This is a genomic window from Streptomyces cyaneofuscatus (genome assembly GCF_000718135.1).
Classification (GTDB): domain Bacteria; phylum Actinomycetota; class Actinomycetes; order Streptomycetales; family Streptomycetaceae; genus Streptomyces; species Streptomyces cyaneofuscatus.
In genome coordinates, this window is sequence record NZ_JOEM01000008.1 from 110514 (window position 1) to 126757 (window position 16244).

Annotated in this window: 12 protein-coding genes; 4 read left to right on the forward strand and 8 right to left on the reverse strand. The window is 73.0% G+C overall.

Going from position 1 to position 16244, the window contains the following annotated elements; translation table 11 throughout:
- Window positions 1-36: 36 nt before the first annotated feature.
- Window positions 37-1587 carry an acyl-CoA synthetase gene (locus tag IF17_RS0115155; RefSeq protein ID WP_030566116.1) on the reverse strand — a complete coding sequence of 517 codons (1551 nt, stop codon included), beginning with the start codon at window positions 1585-1587 and terminating at the stop codon, window positions 37-39.
- Window positions 1584-2693, reverse strand: coding sequence for an NAD(P)H-dependent flavin oxidoreductase (locus IF17_RS0115160; RefSeq protein ID WP_030566118.1), 1110 nt, complete (start codon window positions 2691-2693; stop codon window positions 1584-1586). Before IF17_RS0115160 ends, IF17_RS0115155 begins: the two co-directional genes overlap by 4 nt.
- A gap of 221 nt (window positions 2694-2914) precedes the next feature.
- On the opposite strand from IF17_RS0115160, the gene IF17_RS0115165 reads away from it, so the two are divergent.
- Window positions 2915-4807, forward strand: coding sequence for a serine hydrolase domain-containing protein (locus IF17_RS0115165; protein WP_030566120.1), 1893 nt, complete (start codon window positions 2915-2917; stop codon window positions 4805-4807).
- Between the two features lie 226 nt (window positions 4808-5033).
- On the forward strand, window positions 5034-6188 hold the full coding sequence (locus tag IF17_RS0115170) for an SGNH/GDSL hydrolase family protein (RefSeq protein ID WP_030566122.1): 1155 nt from the start codon (window positions 5034-5036) through the stop codon (window positions 6186-6188).
- Between the two features lie 3 nt (window positions 6189-6191).
- Here IF17_RS0115170 and IF17_RS0115175 read toward each other — a convergent pair whose 3' ends face one another.
- Both IF17_RS0115175 and IF17_RS0115180 read right to left on the reverse strand, forming a co-directional pair.
- Window positions 6192-7790, reverse strand: coding sequence for a phytoene desaturase family protein (locus IF17_RS0115175; protein WP_051884009.1), 1599 nt, complete (start codon window positions 7788-7790; stop codon window positions 6192-6194).
- A 144-nt stretch (window positions 7791-7934) separates the two neighbouring features.
- Window positions 7935-10244: a serine/threonine-protein kinase gene (locus IF17_RS0115180; RefSeq protein WP_030566126.1), complete on the reverse strand. Its 2310-nt coding sequence runs from the start codon at window positions 10242-10244 to the stop codon at window positions 7935-7937.
- A gap of 250 nt (window positions 10245-10494) precedes the next feature.
- On the opposite strand from IF17_RS0115180, the gene IF17_RS0115185 reads away from it, so the two are divergent.
- Window positions 10495-10959, forward strand: a complete 465-nt coding sequence (locus tag IF17_RS0115185) for a hypothetical protein (RefSeq protein ID WP_030566128.1) — start codon at window positions 10495-10497, stop codon at window positions 10957-10959.
- A gap of 19 nt (window positions 10960-10978) precedes the next feature.
- Here IF17_RS0115185 and IF17_RS0115190 read toward each other — a convergent pair whose 3' ends face one another.
- On the reverse strand, window positions 10979-11905 hold the full coding sequence (locus IF17_RS0115190) for an SDR family oxidoreductase (RefSeq protein WP_030566130.1): 927 nt from the start codon (window positions 11903-11905) through the stop codon (window positions 10979-10981).
- Between the two features lie 119 nt (window positions 11906-12024).
- Here IF17_RS0115190 and IF17_RS0115195 point away from each other — a divergent pair, with 119 nt between their 5' ends.
- On the forward strand, window positions 12025-12702 hold the full coding sequence (locus IF17_RS0115195) for a TetR/AcrR family transcriptional regulator (RefSeq protein ID WP_030566132.1): 678 nt from the start codon (window positions 12025-12027) through the stop codon (window positions 12700-12702).
- 119 nt (window positions 12703-12821) lie between these two features.
- On the opposite strand, the gene IF17_RS0115200 is transcribed toward IF17_RS0115195, so the two are convergent.
- The 3 genes from IF17_RS0115200 to IF17_RS0115210 all read right to left on the reverse strand — a co-directional run bounded on the left by IF17_RS0115200 (window position 12822) and on the right by IF17_RS0115210 (window position 16203).
- Entirely contained in the window at window positions 12822-15215 is a 2394-nt protein-coding gene (locus tag IF17_RS0115200) for an ATP-binding cassette domain-containing protein (RefSeq protein ID WP_030566134.1), read from the reverse strand.
- Between the two features lie 141 nt (window positions 15216-15356).
- The gene (locus tag IF17_RS0115205; RefSeq protein ID WP_028417068.1) at window positions 15357-15773 is read right to left on the reverse strand and encodes a VOC family protein; all 417 of its coding nucleotides are present in this window, start codon (window positions 15771-15773) and stop codon (window positions 15357-15359) included.
- Window positions 15774-15783: 10 nt separating this feature from the next.
- The gene (locus tag IF17_RS0115210; protein WP_030566137.1) at window positions 15784-16203 is read right to left on the reverse strand and encodes a helix-turn-helix transcriptional regulator; all 420 of its coding nucleotides are present in this window, start codon (window positions 16201-16203) and stop codon (window positions 15784-15786) included.
- Between the last annotated feature and the right edge of the window lie 41 nt (window positions 16204-16244).

Below are 16244 nucleotides of genomic sequence, written 5' to 3' on the forward strand. Positions count from 1 at the left end.
AGACGATCAAGATGTTTGACGTGGAGCGGCGGCGCTCTACAGGGGGCGTGAGTGCCCCTCCCAGTACGGTTCGCGCAGCCGCCGTTTGTAGAGCTTGCCGTTGGGATCGCGGGGCATCGCGGCGATGAAGTCGATACTGCGGGGGCGTTTGTAGCCGGCGAGCCGCTCCTCGCAGTGGGCGAGGATCTCGGCGGCGAGCGCGTCCCCGGCCTCGTACCCCTCGGCCGGTTCGACGACGGCCTTGACCTCCTCGCCCCGGTCGGCGTGCGGGATGCCGAAGGCGGCGGCGTCCGCGACGGCGGGGTGGGTGAGGAGAGCGGACTCGATCTCGGCGGGGTAGATGTTCACGCCACCCGCGATGATCATGTCGATCTTGCGGTCGCGGAGAAAGAGATAGCCGTCCGCGTCCAGGACACCGAGGTCGCCAACGGTGAAGAAGTCGCCGATGCGGTTCGTGCGGGTCTTGGTCTCGTCCTTGTGGTAGCTGAAGCCACCGGTGCTCATCTTCATGTAGACCGTGCCGAGTTGACCCGCCGGCAGCCGGTTTCCGTCGTCGTCGAAGACGGCGAGTTCGCTGATCGGCCAGGCCTTGCCCACGGTGCCGGGCTTCTTCAGCCACTCCTCGGCGGTGGCGAAGGCGCCGCCGCCCTCGCTGGCCGCGTAGTACTCCTCGACGCAGCTCCCCCACCAGTCGATCATGGCGCGTTTCACGTGGTCGGGGCAGGGCGCGGCCCCGTGGATCGCATGGCGCATGGAGGAGACGTCGTAACGGGCCTTCACCTCGTCGGGCAGCGCGAGCAGCCGGTGGAACTGGGTCGGGACCATGTGCGTGTGGGTGCAGCGGTGGGTGTCGATGAGGCGGAGCATCTCGTCGGGCGACCAGCCGTCCATCAGGACGAGCGGGTGTCCTATGTGGAGGGCGGCGCTCGCGAATTGGAGCACTGCCGTGTGGTAGAGCGGCGAGCAGACCAGGTGGACGTTGTCGTCGAACGGCCGGATGCCGAAGATGCCGAGGAAGCCGCCGAGGTACGTCTCCTCCGGGAGCTTGCCGGGCAGGGGGCGCCGGATGCCGCGCGGGCGGCCGGTGGTGCCCGAGGTGTAGTTCATGACCCAGCCGAGGGTGCGGTCCTCGGGCGGGGTGGCGGGGTGGCCGTCGAGCAGGTCGGCGTACGGGCGGCAGCCGGGGACGGTGCCCACGGTGTAGCGGTGGCTCTCCGGGAGCCCTGCCTCGTCGGCGGCTGCCGTCGCGGCGGCGGCGAAGCGTTCGTGGGTGATGAGGACGCGGGCGCCCGAGTCGGCGACGATCCAGGCGATCTCGGGGCCGACGAGGTGGTGGTTGACCGGCACCAGGTAGAAGCCGGCCTGGGAGGCGGCGAGGTGGGCGGTGAGCAGCTCGGTGCCGTTGGGCAGGACGACGGCGAACGCGTCCCCTTCGCTCATCCCGGCCGCGCGCAGCCCGTGGACCATGCGGTTGACGTCGGCGTGCAGCCTCCCCGCGCTCCACTCCTCGCCGCCGGGCGCGACGAGCACGGTCCGGTGGGGGTCGGCGGCGGCCTGGGCCCAGAAGCCGTTGGGCGGCTGGTTCACGTGGCGCTCCTTCCGGCGATGCGGTTGATGCGGGTGACGGCCCGTTCGAAGCCGCGCGTCAGGTCCTCGACGACCGCCTGGACGCTGCGTTCACTGGTCATCCGGCCGACGATCTGCCCGACGGGGGTGCCGAGCAGCTCCCCGACCTCGTACTTCTGGATCCGGGAGACGGCTTCCGCGACCAGCAGCCCCTGGAGCGGCATGGGCAGGGTGCCGGGTCCGGCCGGGTCGTCCCAGGCGTCGGTCCATGCGGTACGGAGCTGGCGTGCGGGCTTGCCCGTCAGGGCGCGGGAGCGGACGGTGTCGCCGGATCCGGCGGCGAGGAGTTTGCGGGTGAGGGCGGCCGAGTGGAGTTCGGCCTCCTCGGTGGTGAGCCAGAGGGAGCCGAGCCAGACGCCCTGGGCACCGAGGGCGAGCCCGGCGGCGGCCTGTTCGCCGCTGCCGATGCCTCCGGCGGCCAGCACGGGCAGCGGGGCGACGGCCTCCACGACTTCGGGGACGAGCACCATGGAGCCGATCTCGCCGGTGTGGCCGCCCGCCTCGTACCCCTGGGCGACGACGACGTCGATGCCTGCCGCCGCGTGTCGGCGGGCGTGTTCGGCGCTTCCGGCGAGGGCGGCGACGGGGACCCCGTGGGCGTGGGCGCGCTCGATGACGTCGGCGGGCGGGGAGCCGAGAGCGTTGGCGAGGAGCTTGATCGGATAGTCGAAGGCCACGTCCAACTGGTTGCGGGCGACCTCCTCCATCCAGCCGGTGATGCGCCAGCCGGACGCCTCCCCCTCGGCGAGTTCGGGCACGCCGTAGCGGGTGAGGACTTCCTGGACGAACCCCCGGTGCGTGTCCGGGATCATCCCCTCGACGTCGGCCTCGGTGACGCCTTCCACCTTCTTGGCCGGCATGACGACATCGAGGCCGTACGGCTTGCCGTCGGCGAGCTTGTCCAGCCGGTCCAGGTCCCGGGCCAGCTCTTGCGGGTCGGTGTAACGGACCGCGCCGAGCACGCCGAAGCCGCCGGCTCTGCTGATGGCGGCCGCGACGGCGGGGAACGGCGTGAAGCCGAAGATGGCGTGCTCGATGCCCAGTTCTCTGCTCAGCTCCGTCTCCATGGGCGGCAGGATGCCGCAGCCGGACGGACGAGGGAAGAGATTTTCTGATGCAGTGTCAGATTCTTTGCGGGCCCGGAGGCGTACGGGACGGCGGGGGCGACAGTAATCTCTGCGGCGGCAGGAACTTTCACTGCTCGGCGAGATTTCGGAAGTTACTTTCGCGCCGGGGCGCTCGCGGGCTCAGCCCTCGGGGCGGCTCCGGGCACGGGAAGGGGTTGCGGATGACCGGGTACGCGGCGGAGAACGGGGACAAGGCGGCAGGCGGGCTCCCGCAGGGCACCGGGAGCGGCATCGGCCGCCGGCGCCTCGGCGGCGGGATACTGGCGCTGGGCGGCGCACTCGCCCTGGCGCCGATCCCCCTGGCCGGGGCGGCCGAACGGGGCGCGCCGGGCAGCGGCCCGGTGACGGCGGACGCGGGAGCGAGCATGGGATCAAGGGCGCGGCCCGAGCGGCGGCCCACGTTGCGGCGGGGCACCGCCGCCCGCGCGGGGCTGCTCCAGGGGCCGCTGGACCAGCTGGTCCGGGAGGCGGAGGCGTACCTCGCCGACTCCCCCAAGCACCCCTGGTACGCGGGGGCGGTGCTGCTCGCCGGGCGGGGCGGCACGGTGGCGCTGCACCGGCCGATCGGCCAGGCGGTGCGCTACGCGGCGTACGACGAGAGCACGGACACCGGGGTGGAGTTCCCGGCGGAGCAGCAGATCGCGATGGCCGAGGACACCGTCTTCGACCTGGCCTCGATCTCCAAGCTGTTCACCTCGATCCTGGCGGTGCAGCAGATCGAGCGCGGCGCGCTGGAGCTGGAGGCCACCGTGGCCTCGTACCTCCCGGACTTCGCGGGCGGCGGCAAGCAGGCCGTCACGGTCCGTCAGCTGCTCACCCACACCTCGGGTTTCCGGTCCTGGATCCCGCTCTACCAGGAGCCGACCCGGGAGGGGAAGCTCCGGATGCTCTGGAACGAGGTCCCGGCGTCCGCCCCCGGCAGCGCCTACCTCTACTCCGACCTCAATCTGATCTCGCTGCAACTGATCCTGGAGGAGATCACCGGCCGCACTCTGGATGCCCTGCTCCGCGACGAGATCACCGCTCCACTCGGGATGCACCGCACGCGCTACAACCCGCCCGCCTCCTGGAAGCCGAAGATCGCGGCCACCGAGGACGCCCGGCTGCCGTGGTCCGGCCTGGAACGCGGCCTGGTCTGGGGCGAGGTGCACGACGAGAACGCCTACAGCTTCGACGGGGTGGCCGGTCACGCCGGGGTGTTCTCCTGCACCTGGGACCTGGCGGTCCTCGCCCGCACGCTGCTCAACGGCGGGGTCTACGGCCGCTCCCGCATCCTCTCCGAGGACTCCGTCGACCTCCTCTTCACCGACTTCAACACCGCGTTCCCCGGCGACGAGCACGGCCTCGGCTTCGAGCTCTACCAGCACTGGTACATGGGCGCGATGGCCACCCCGCGCTCGGCGGGCCACACCGGGTTCACCGGGACCAGCCTGGTGCTCGACCCGTCGACCGACACGTTCCTGATCGTGCTGGGCAACTCGGTCCATCCGGTACGGAGCTGGCGCTCGGGCAGCGCGCCCCGGGTGGCGACCGCCAACCAGCTGGCCCGGGCCGTCCCGGTCCGGCCGGAGCGGGGGCGGACCGCCTGGTTCTCCGGGATGGCGAGCGCGTCGACCGCCACGCTCACCCTGCCGGTCCTGCGCCTGGCCTCCGCACGCTCCCGGCTGGAGTGCGCCCTGTGGTGGGACACCGAACCCGGCGCCGACCGGCTGGTGCTGGAGGTGTCGGCGGGCGGGCAGTGGCAGCCGGTGCCGTTCACCACCGTGGGCCCGGGCCCCGGCCACCACCGCCCGGACCCGCGCCCGCACCCGGAGGGCTGGGTCTCCGGCTGGTCGGGGCGGGCGTGGCACAAGCTGGAGGCGGATCTGTCGGCCTGGCGCGGCAAGGGCGTCCAGCTGCGGTGGCGGTACACCACGGACCAGCTGTACGTGGGGCGCGGCGCGTATGTGGACTCCCTGCGGGTGCGGGACGGCTCCGCCACGGTCTTCGACTCCGGCCGGCCCCGGGACGCGGGGCGGATCGCGGCGGCGGGCTGGGTGCTGTCGGCCGACTGAGCGGCGGGCGGGGCGGCGGTGCGCGTGGTGGGCTGTTGCGCGCCGCCGGCTGCCGACAGAATGGCAGCACCGTTCCGCCCAGGGGTTGTTGGACGTCGCCGGGCCCCGTCCGGAGCGCGGCCCAAATGCCGCCCGACGCGCGCGCCCCCCAGGGCCGACCTCAGGAGGCACACCCCATGAGCAGCATTCCGGCGGGCACCGCCCCCGCTCCCCGGCCGGCCTCCCGGTGAACGGCCGGGTTCCCGTACCGGCGCGACGGGGTCTGCTGTACGCGGCGGCGGCCGGGGTCACCACGGCCCTCACCGCCCCGGACGCCCGGGCGGCCACCCCCGGCCGCGCCCCCTCGGCCACCCCGTGGACCACCTCCTGGGCCACCGCGCAGACCGCGCCCACGGCGGCCGACCCGCTCCCGGCCGCCGGTCTCACCGACGGGCTCTGCACCGCGCGGCTGCGGCTCTCGGCAGGCGGGCAGGTCCGGCTGCGGTACGCACACGCCTTCGGGACCGCGCCGGTGCTGGTGGGCCCGGTGACCGCCGACGGCCGGCCGGTCACCTTCGGCGGGCGGCCGCAAGGGTGGCTGGCGGCCGGTGCGACCCTCACCAGCGACCGGGTGGAAGGCCTCCGGGTGGAGGACGGCTCCCTGCTGACCGTCGAGACGCGGCTCCCCGGCCCCACCGGCCCTCTCTCCTTCCACCGCAACACCCACGCCTGGCACAGCGTCGACGGCATCCGGACCCGGTCCGTCCTCCTCCTGACCGGGGTCGAGACGACCGGGGCGCGCGGCCCGGTCCTCGCCGTGCTGGGCGACTCCATCGCGGAGGGCTCCGGCACACCCGACGACGCGGACCTCCGCTGGCCCGACCAGCTGGCCCGCAGGCTGCCCGGCTCCGCCGTAGCCAACCTCGGGATCAGCGGCAACCGGCTGCTGCTCGACAGCGACCAGTACGGGCCCGGCGGCCAGGCCCGCTTCGACCGGGACGTGCTGTCGCTGCCGGGCTTGCGGACGGTCCTGGTCCACCTGGGCGTCAACGACCTCTTCCATGTGCCCGCCGAGCGCGACCCGTCGCGGCTGGTGGCCGCCTACCGCCAACTGGCCCTGCGCGCCCGGTCCGCCGGGCTGCGGGTGGTGGGCGCCACCATCGCCCCGTTCGAGGGGTGGACGCGCTGGACGCCGGAGCAGGACGCGGTACGCCGGCAGGTCAACGAGGCCGTGCGCACCGGGCGGATCTTCGACGCCGTCGTCGACGTCGACGCCGCGCTCCGCGACCCGGACCGTCCCTCCCGGCTGCTGTCGGCGTACGACAGCGGCGACGGCCTGCACCCCGGGCCCGCGGGGCACACGGCCATCGCCGCCGCCGTCGAACGCCGGCACCTGCGGTAAGGGCTAACTCAGCGCCGCCATCGCCGCGTTGTGGCCGGGAACCCCGCTGACCCCGCCGCCGCGCACCGCGCCCGCCCCGCAGAGCAGGACGTTGGCGTGGGCCGTCTCCACGCCCCACCGCCCGGTGGTCCCGCTCTCGTACGGGAAGGAGAGGTCGCGGTGGAAGATGTGGCCGCCGGGCAGCCGCAGATCGCGTTCGAGGTCGAGAGGGGTCTTGGCCTCGATACAGGGTTCCCCGTTCCCGTCGAGGGCCAGGCAGTCGGTGATCGGCTCCTCCAGGTGGGCGTCCAGCTCGGCGAGGGTGGCCTTCAGCAGGGCGGCGCGGGCGGCGTCGTTGTCGGCGGCGAAGAGCCGGGCCGGGGCGTGCAGGCCGAAGAGGGTGAGGGTCTGGTAGCCGCGCGCGGCGAGGTCGGGGCCGAGGATCGAGGGGTCGGTCAGCGAGTGGCAGTAGATCTCGGACGGCGGTGCGGCGGGCAGCCGTCCGGCCGCCGCGTCCCGGTAGGCGTCGGCCAACTGCCCGTACCCCTCGGCGATATGGAACGTACCGGCGAAGGCCTGCCGGGGGTCCACTGACCGGTCGCGGAGGCGAGGGAGCCGGGTGAGCAGCATGTTCACCTTGAGCTGGGCGCCCTCGGCGGGCTCCGGCGGGGTCTGTCCGAGGAGGGCGGCGAGCGCCTGCGGGGAGGCGTTGACCAGAACCCGGCGGGCGGCGATCACCTGTTCGCCGTCGGGGGTGTGGACGGTGACCTCGGCGTGGGTGCCGTCGGTCTCGATCCGGGTCGCCTCGTGCCGTACGCGGATCTCGGCGCCCGCCGCACGGGCGGCACGGGCGAGGGCGTCGGTGAGGGCGCCCATGCCGCCGACGGGGACGTCCCAGTCGCCGGTTCCCCCGCCGATCACGTGGTAGAGGAAGCACCGGTTCTGGATCAGTGAGGGGTCGTGGGCGTCCGCGAAGGTGCCGATCAGGGCGTCGGTCAGCACCACGCCGCGTACCAGGTCGTCGGTGAAGTTCCGCTCGACGGCCACCCCGATGGGCTCCTCGAACAGGGTGCGCCAGGCCTCGGCGTCGTCGATCCGGGCCCGCAGCGCTTCCCGTGCGGGCAGCGGTTCGGTGAGGGTGGGGAAGACCCGTTCGGCGACGCGCTGCGTCATGGCGTAGAAGCGCTGCCACGCCTCGTACTCCCGCTCTCCCCCGGTCAGCGCGGCGAACGACTCCCGCGTCCGGTCGCCGCCGACGAGGAGTCCGGTGGGGCGGCCGTCGCGCACCGCCGGGGTGTACGAGGACACGGTCCGCTTGCGTACGGCGAAGTCGAGGCCGAGATCGCGGGCGATCTTCTGCGGCAGCAGCGACACCAGGTAGGAGTAGCGCGAGAGGCGGGCGTCGACACCCGCGAAGGGCCGGGTCGAGACGGCCGCTCCCCCGGTGGTGTCCAGACGTTCCAGGACGAGGACGGACTGTCCGGCGCGGGCGAGGTAGGCGGCGGCGACCAGACCGTTGTGGCCGCCGCCCACGATCACGGCGTCGTAGCGGTCCCGGGCGGGCGCGGACGGCTGGTGGTGGGCGGACGGCTGAGGTACGGAGGACGGCTCAGGTGCGGGCATGCATCTTCGTAACACGGGGAGCCGCGTCCCGGCCAGAGGGACCGCACGGCCGCGCCCGGCCGGGGTCCCGGGCCCGTCGCCGCAGGCCGGGGCCGTGGTCAGGCAGGCAGGTCGGGGCCGTGGTCAGGCTGGTCGGGGCCGTGGTCAGGCCGGCGGCAGCGCGTTCTGGGCCCGGTGGGCGGCGAGGGTGCGGAACAGCTCGGCGGACTCCTTCTTCCGCCCGAGCCGGTCCAGGCAGTGCGCCTCGTCGTGGCGGGCGGCCAGGGTCTCCGGGTGGTCGGGGCCGAGGCCCCGGCCGCGCGCCTCGGCGACCTCCCGGTACGCCACGAGGGCCTCGGCCCACCGGCCGAGCCAGCCCAGGGCGACGGCGACCTCGCGGCGGCTGAGCACGGTGTCGGGGTGGTCGGGGCCGAGGGTGCTCTCGCGGATCGCGCACACCTCGCGCGCCTCGGTGACCGCCTCCTCCCAGTGGCCCAGCCGGCCCAGGTTGACGCCCAGACCGTGGCGGGCGCGCAGCGTCTCGGCGTCGGACGGGCCGCCCACCCGCGTACGGTCGGCGACCAGGGCCCGGAAGAGCTCCAGGGCCTCCGCGCTGCGGCCGAGCCGGCCGAGGCTGATGCCCGCCTCGTAGCGGGCGGCGAGGGTGCCGGGGTGGTCGGGGCCGAGGGTGGCGGCGCGGGCCCGGGCGACGTCCTGGTAGCTCTCCAGGGCCTCCGCCCAGCGCCCCAGCCGGCCAAGGGTGTAGGCGACCTCGTACCGGGTGGCGAGCGTGTCGGGGTGGGTCGCGCCGAGCAGCCGGGCCCGGTCGTCGGCCACCTGGCGGGCCAGCTGCCACGACTCCTCGGGCCGGCCGAGGCGGCCGAGGTTGAGGGCGAGGTGGTGGCGGCAGCGCAGGGTCTCCGGGTGGTCGGGGCCCATGGACCGCTCACGGGCGGCGAGGACCGCCGCGTACACCTGATGGCTCTCGAAGTGGCGGCCGAGCTGCCCGAGCACGTGGGCGGTCTCCTGCCGGGCGGCGAGGGTCTGCGGGTGGTCGGGGCCCAGGGCGCGTTCGCGGCCCGCGGCGACCTGGCCGAACTCGCGCAGCGCGTCGGCGGCCCGGCCGGTGCGGCTGAGGGTGAGGCCGATCTCGTGACGGCTGGCGAGGGTGTCCGGGTGGTCCGGGCCGAGGACGCTCTCGCGCTGGGCGGCGACCGCGCGGTGCACGTCGCCCGCCTCCTCCCAGCGGCCCAGGCGGCCCAGGTCGATGCCCGAGCTGTGGCGGCCGGCGAGCGCGGCGAGCAGCTCGGGCGTGGGGGCGGGGCGGGCGGGCGGCACACCGGTGGACCTGTCGGTGCCGGGGGGCGTGGCGGTGGTGGAGCTGTAGGTGCCGGGGGGCGTGGGGGTGGTGGCACGCGCGGTGGTCCACCGGCCGGTGAGCCCCGCGGCGGGGTCGGGGAGGGCGGGCCCCCTCTTCAGGGAGCCGGCGGCGGGGTGCCCGGGCGTCATGTTCCGCGTCCAGGCGGGCAGTTCGGGGGCCGGGCGGCGGACGGCGGGTTCCGGTGTCCGGTACGTGCCGGAGAGGGCCGGCGGCGACGGGGCGGGCCCCAGCGTCTCGTGCTCGCCGCTGCGGCCGAGCGTGATGCGGCGGCGCAGGTCGCTCGCGTCGGCGGGCCGCTCGTCGGGGGCCTTGGCCAGCAGGTCGAGGACGACGCGGTCGAAGAAGCCGGGGAGTTCGGCGCGGTGGGTGCGCAGCGGTTCGGGCTGGGTGTCGCGGTGCCCGACGAGTACGGCCCAGGCGTCGTCCAGGTCGAACGGCGGTACGCCGGTGGCGATCTCGTACAGCACACAGCCCAGCGAGTAGAGGTCGCTGCGGTGGTCGACCTCCTTCCCGCCGATCTGCTCGGGCGACATGTAGTGCGGGGTGCCCATGGCGATGCCGGTGGTGGTGAGGCGGGAGGTGACGTTGATGTCGTGGCCGAGGCGCGCTATGCCGAAGTCGCAGATCTTCACCGTGCCGTCGGTCAGCCGCATGATGTTGGCGGGCTTCAGGTCACGGTGGACGATGCCCTGCCGGTGGGTGTAGCCGAGCGCGTCGGCGACCTGTTCGGCGATGTCGACGACATGGTCGACGGGGAGCGGGCGTTGCTGGTTCTCCTCCAGGAGCTGGCTCAGGTTGTGCCCCTCCAGCAGCTCCATGACGAGGTAGAGGACGCCTTCGTGTTCGCCGAAGTCGTGGACGACGGTGACGCCCCGGTGCTGGAGTGAGGCGGCGACCCGGGCCTCGCGGCGGAAGCGTTCGCGCAGGATGCGGGTGGATGCCTGGTCGTGCTGGGGGACCATGGGCTTGAGGCATTTGACGGCGACCAGGCGGCCCAGCGACTCGTCGCGCGCCCGCCACACCTCGCCCATGCCGCCGCGCCCGATCAGATCGAGCAGCCGGTACCGGCTCTGGATCAGCCTGGTGTCCGCCATCTGCCGTTTCCCGCCCCCGTCGTTCCCCGCCGCTACCGCTGCGCCCTCCCCGGCCCGTCCAGTATGGCGGCCTCCCGGCGGAGTCGGCACGCGGCTCGACGGCACCGCTTGACAAGGCGGGGGCGTACGGGCGGCGTACGGGCGGCGTACGGGCGGCGTAACAAGATCAGGAACAATGCTGCGACGCGGGGCCCTTCCGTGGCAGGGGGCTGTCGCGGCACGGTGAGGCGATCGACGAACGGGGGAACTCATGCCCAGATGGGGGCTGCTGGTGGAGCAGAACCTCGGCCTCGGCGGCCAGCGCCGCGTCTGGTCGGCCGGCGTCATGGACCATGTGGACGGTACGCGCGAGGAGGCGCTGGAAGCGCTGCGGCAGCGGGCCGAGGTGTACAAGCCGCTGCATCCGGCCAGTCCGAAGCGCCGGAGGCTCTACCGGGAGCGCGACGGGTTCGTGCTGGTCCTGGACGGGGCGTGGCAGAGCTTCCACTGCCGGTTCACGGTGATGGAGGAGCTCTACGACAGCGCCGCGCCGGAGCCCGAGCCCGAGCCCGAACCGCAGACCGCCCCCGAGCCGGAACCGGAACCGGTGCAGCCGTCTCCTCCCGTGCGGCGCCGCCCTGTGCGGCCTCGGCCGGAGCCCGAGCCGGAGCGGGCGTGGGACGCGGATGTTCCCGAGGTCCCGTCGTGGCTCAACCGGGACCGGCCGCCGTCCTGAGCGGGTTCCGCGACGCCGGTCAGGACACGGTGGCGGGCAGGGAGACCCCCGTCAGCCGTTCGGCGGTGGCCCAGAGCCGGGCGTTCGCGGCGGGGTCGAGGGCACGGCGGGTGATGCGGGCCGGAGCGGTCGGGCCGACGAGTCCGAAACGGCCGCCCGGTCCGTAGTAGCCGCCGGGGACGGCCCCCGGGTCGGCCGCCGCGTACAGCAGCGGTTCCGCGCCCTGCTCGGGGAGCTGGGAGGGCAGCACGGTGAACGAGTTGAGCAGGGAGCGCTTGGGCTTGTCGCGCCCCAGACTCGCGCCCGCCGTCTGGAGATTGGTGCGGGTGTAGCCGGGGTGGGCGCCGGTGCTGAGCAGGTTCCAGCCGCGCTCGGCGGCGATGTCCGCCAGCTGCCGGGTCAGCATGAGGTCGGCCAGCTTGGACTGGGCGTAGCTGAGGTTGGGGCTGTAGCGGCGGTGCTCCCACTGGAGGTCGTCGAAGTGGATCCGGCCGTAGTTCGCGGTGCCGCTGCTCATGGTGGCGACCCGGGGCGCGGGGGCGGCCAGGAGCAGCGGGAGCAGGCGGACGGTGAGGGCGAACGGCCCGAGGAAGTTGCTGCCGAACTGGAGCTCGAAGCCGTCGGCGGTGGCCATCCGGGTGGGCGGGGCCATCACTCCGGCGTTGTTGAGCAGCAGGTCGAGCGGGGTGCCGTCGGTGATGAGCCCGTCCGCGAACGCCTCGACGGAGGCCAGGTCCGCGAGGTCGACGCGGCGGACCTCGACGCGGGCGCCGGGGTGGTCGGCCAGGATCTCGGTGCGCGCCTGCTCGCCCTTGGCGGGGGTGCGGACGGCCAGGACGACGTGGGCGCCGGCCCCGGCGAGGCGGCGGGCGGCCTCCTTGCCGGTGCCGCTGTTGGCGCCGGTGACAACGGCGAACTTCCCGGTCAGATCGGGCACGGTGTACATGGCGGGCTCCTTCGACGGCAGGCCGGACCACTCGTAAAGGACCGGCGGTCTCTTGCTCCTCCGAAGCTAGCAGACCACCGGTCCGATAACAACAGACCGAGGGTCTGTAGGGTGGTGCCATGACAGAGACGCCCTTCCGGCGCGCCCGCAGCGAGGAGCAGCGCGCCGTACGCCGGCAGGCGATCCTCGACACCGCGGCGACGATGCTCACCGAGCTGCCCGTGGCGCAGGTGAGCCTGAACGAACTGAGCCGCCGCGTGGGGCTGGCGAAGTCGAACGTGCTGCGTTACTTCGAATCGCGCGAGGCCGTCCTGCTGGAGCTGCTGGGCAGTGCGCAGCGCGACTGGCTGGCGGGCCTGGAGGAGGAGTTCGCGGCCGAGGTGGACGACGGGGCTACGGTCGCCGAGCGCGCGGACCGGGTGGCCGCCGTCCTGGCCGGCTCGCTCGCCGCCCGGCCAGTGCTCTGCGACCTCATCAGCGCCCAGGCCGCGGTGCTGGAGCGGAACGTGTCGGCGGAGGTCGCGGCCCAGTACAAGCGCGCGGCCATCGCGAACGTGATGGAGCTGGGGCGCCTCATCGAGGAGCGCGTACCCGAGCTGGACACCCACCACGCGGGCCGGGTGGCTGCAGGAACCCTGCTGGTGACGGGGGCGATCTGGACCCATGCACAGCCGTCGGCGGCGATGCTGGCCGCCTATGAGGCCGACCCGGAACTGGCGGCGCTGCGGCTGGACTTCACCGCCACGCTGCGCGAGATGCTGCAGGTGCTGCTGGCGGGGGTGCTGGCGCGGGGGTGACCCGGCACCCCGGGACGGTGATGTGACGCCACGGGGCCGGGGCCGGGGGAACCCCGCTCCCCCGGCCCCGTAACGACCGACGTACGACGCATGCCGTACGCCGTACGAGACGCTCCCCGTCAGCCCCCCACGTACGCCGCGAGGTGCTCGCCCGTGAGGGTGGAGCGGTCGGCGACCAGATCGGCCGGGGTGCCCTCGAAGACGATCCGGCCGCCGTCGTGCCCGGCGCCGGGGCCCAGGTCGATGATCCAGTCGGCGTGTGCCATGACCGCCTGGTGGTGCTCGATGACGATCACCGACTTGCCCGACTCCACCAGCCGGTCCAGCAGCCCGAGCAGCTGCTCCACATCGGCCAGGTGCAGACCGGTGGTCGGCTCGTCGAGGACGTACACACCGACCTTCTCGCCCATGTGGGTGGCGAGCTTCAGCCGCTGACGCTCGCCGCCGGAGAGCGTGGTGAGCGGCTGGCCGAGGCTGAGGTAGCCGAGCCCGACGTCCGAGAGCCGGGCGAGGATCTTGTGCGCGGCGGGGGTGCGGGCGTCCCCCTCGGCGAAGAACGTCTCCGCCTCGTCCACCGACATCGCGAGCACCTCGCTGATGTCGCGGCCGCCGAGGTGGTGGTCGAGCACCGAGGCCTCGAACCGCTTGCCCTCGCACTCCTCGCAGACGGTGGCGATGCCCGCCATCATCGCCAGGTCGGTGTAGATGACACCGGCACCCTTGCAGGTGGGGCAGGCACCCTCGGAGTTGGCGCTGAACAGGGCGGGTTTCACCCCGTTCGCCTTGGCGAAGGCCTTGCGGATCGGGTCGAGCAGTCCGGTGTACGTGGCCGGGTTGCTGCGGCGCGAACCGCGGATCGCGGTCTGGTCGATCGAGACCACGTCCTCCCCGGCCGGGATCGACCCGTGGATGAGGGAGCTCTTGCCGGAGCCGGCGACCCCGGTGACCACGCAGAGCACACCGAGCGGGATGTCGACATCGACGTCCCTCAGGTTGTGCGCGGAGGCGCCGCGGATCTCCAGCGTGCCGGAGGGCGTGCGGACCTGCTCCTTCAGGACGGCCCGGTCGTCCAGGTGGCGGCCGGTGAGGGTCCCGCCGGCCCGCAGCCCTTCCACGGTGCCCTCGAAGCAGACGGTCCCGCCCGCGCTGCCGGCCCCGGGGCCGAGGTCGACGACATGGTCGGCGATGGCGATGGCCTCCGGCTTGTGCTCCACGACGAGCACGGTGTTGCCCTTGTCCCGCAGCCGCAGCAGCAGGTCGTTCATCCGCTGGATGTCGTGCGGGTGCAGCCCGATGGTCGGCTCGTCGAAGACGTACGTCACATCCGTCAGGCTGGACCCGAGGTGGCGGATCATCTTGACGCGCTGCGCCTCACCGCCCGACAGGGTGCCCGAGGGCCGGTCGAGCGAGAGGTAGCCGAGGCCGATCTCCACGAACGATTCGAGGGTCCCCAGCAGTGCGGTGAGCAGCGGCGCCACCGACGGCTCGTCCAGCTTGCGCACCCAGTCGGCCAGGTCGCTGATCTGCATCGCGCAGGCGTCGGCGATGGAGATCTTCTTGATCTTCGAGGACCGGGCGCTCTCGCTGAGCCGGGAGCCCTCGCACTCCGGACAGGTGGTGAAGGTGACCGCGCGTTCCACGAAGGCGCGGATGTGCGGCTGCATCGCCTCCTTGTCCTTGGAGAGGAAGGACTTCTGGATCTTGGGGATCAGCCCTTCGAAGGTGAGGTTGACGCCCTCGACCTTCACCTTGGTCGGCTCCCGGTAGAGGAAGTCCTGCATCTCCTTCTTGGTGTACCTGCGGATCGGCTTGTCCGGGTCGAGGAAGCCCGACTCGGCGTAGGTCCGCACGGTCCACCAGCTGTCCGACTTCCAGCCGGGGATGGTGAAGGCGCCCTCGGCGATCGACTTGGTGTCGTCGTACAGCTGGGTGAGGTCGATGTCGGTGACCGTGCCCCGGCCCTCGCAGCGGACGCACATGCCGCCGGTACGGGTGTAGGTCTGCTTCTCCGTCTTCGTGGCGGCGCCCCGCTCGACGGTGATCGCGCCGCGGGCCGTGACCGAGGCGACGTTGAAGGAGAACGCGTTGGGTGAGCCGATGTGGGGCTTGCCGAGCCGGCTGAAGAGGATGCGCAGCATCGCGTTGGCGTCGGTGGCGGTGCCGACGGTGGAGCGGGGGTCGGCGCCCAGCCGCTGCTGGTCGACGATGATCGCCGTGGTCAGCCCTTCGAGTACGTCGACCTCGGGCCGCGCCTGCGTCGGCATGAAGCCCTGGACGAAGGCGCTGTAGGTCTCGTTGATCAGCCGCTGCGACTCCGCGGCGATCGTGTTGAACACCAGAGAACTCTTGCCGGAGCCGGAGACCCCGGTGAACACCGTCAGCCGGCGCTTCGGGATCTCGATGTCGACATCCTTGAGGTTGTTCTCGCGTGCCCCGTGCACACGGATCACTTCGTGGCTGTCGGCGACCGGCTGCGCGGGCGACCGCGATCCGGTTCTCTCGGCCTTGCTCATCGTCTCTCCATCTGTTGCGCGGGGCCGCCGCTCCGCACACGCCTGCTGCGGCCCCGGCCCGGTCTCACCATATTCGAACAGCGCGTTCTATTCTTGCCGCTCCGGCTCCGCACGGCAGCGGAACCGGTACATCGGCCGGCTTCAGCCCTTGCGCGGCTGGTTGAAGCGCAGCATGTTGCCGGCCGGGTCGCGGAAGGCGCAGTCGCGGACACCGTACGGCTGGTCGATCGGCTCCTGGAGCACCTCGCCGCCCGCGGCGCGGATGCGTTCGAAGGTGGCGTCGACGTCGTCGGTGGAGAAGATGACGCCGCGCAGCAGGCCCTTGGCGAGCAGCTCGGCCATGGCCTGCTTGTCGGCGGCGGGGGCGTTGGGGTCGGCGAGCGGCGGTTCGAGGACGATCTCCACGTCCGGCTGTGCCGGGGAGCCGACCGTCACCCAGCGCATCCCCTCGAACCCGACGTCGTTGCGTACCTCAAGACCGAGAACGTCCCGGTAGAAGGTGAGCGCCTTGTCGTGGTCGTCGACGGCGATGAAGGTCTGTGCGAGCTTGATTTCCATGTGGTTCACGCTACGGACGGGGCGGGGCTTTCGCTTCTCCATTCCTGACCGGTCGCGTGTGGATCTTGGCGACACACGCCGGAATGGCGGCACCCTCCTCATGGGGGCGGGCCCGGTAGACGCTGGGGCTCTCGCCGACCAGCTCGGTGAAGCGGGAGCTGAACGACCCCAGCGACGTACACCCGACGGCGAAGCAGACCTCCGTCACCGACAGGTCCCCACGGCGCAGCAGCGCCTTGGCCCGCTCGATCCGGCGCGTCATGAGGTAGCTGTACGGGGTCTCGCCGTACGCGGCACGGAAGCTGCGGGAGAAATGCCCCGGCGACATGAGCGCGCCGCGCGCCAGCGCCGGCACGTCCAGCGGCTCCGCGTAGTCACGGTCCATCCGGTCACGGGCCCGGCGCAGCCGGACGAGGTCCTCCAGCGTCACGGGGTCATTGTCCCACGGGTGGATCAGGAGGGCGGCGGCCC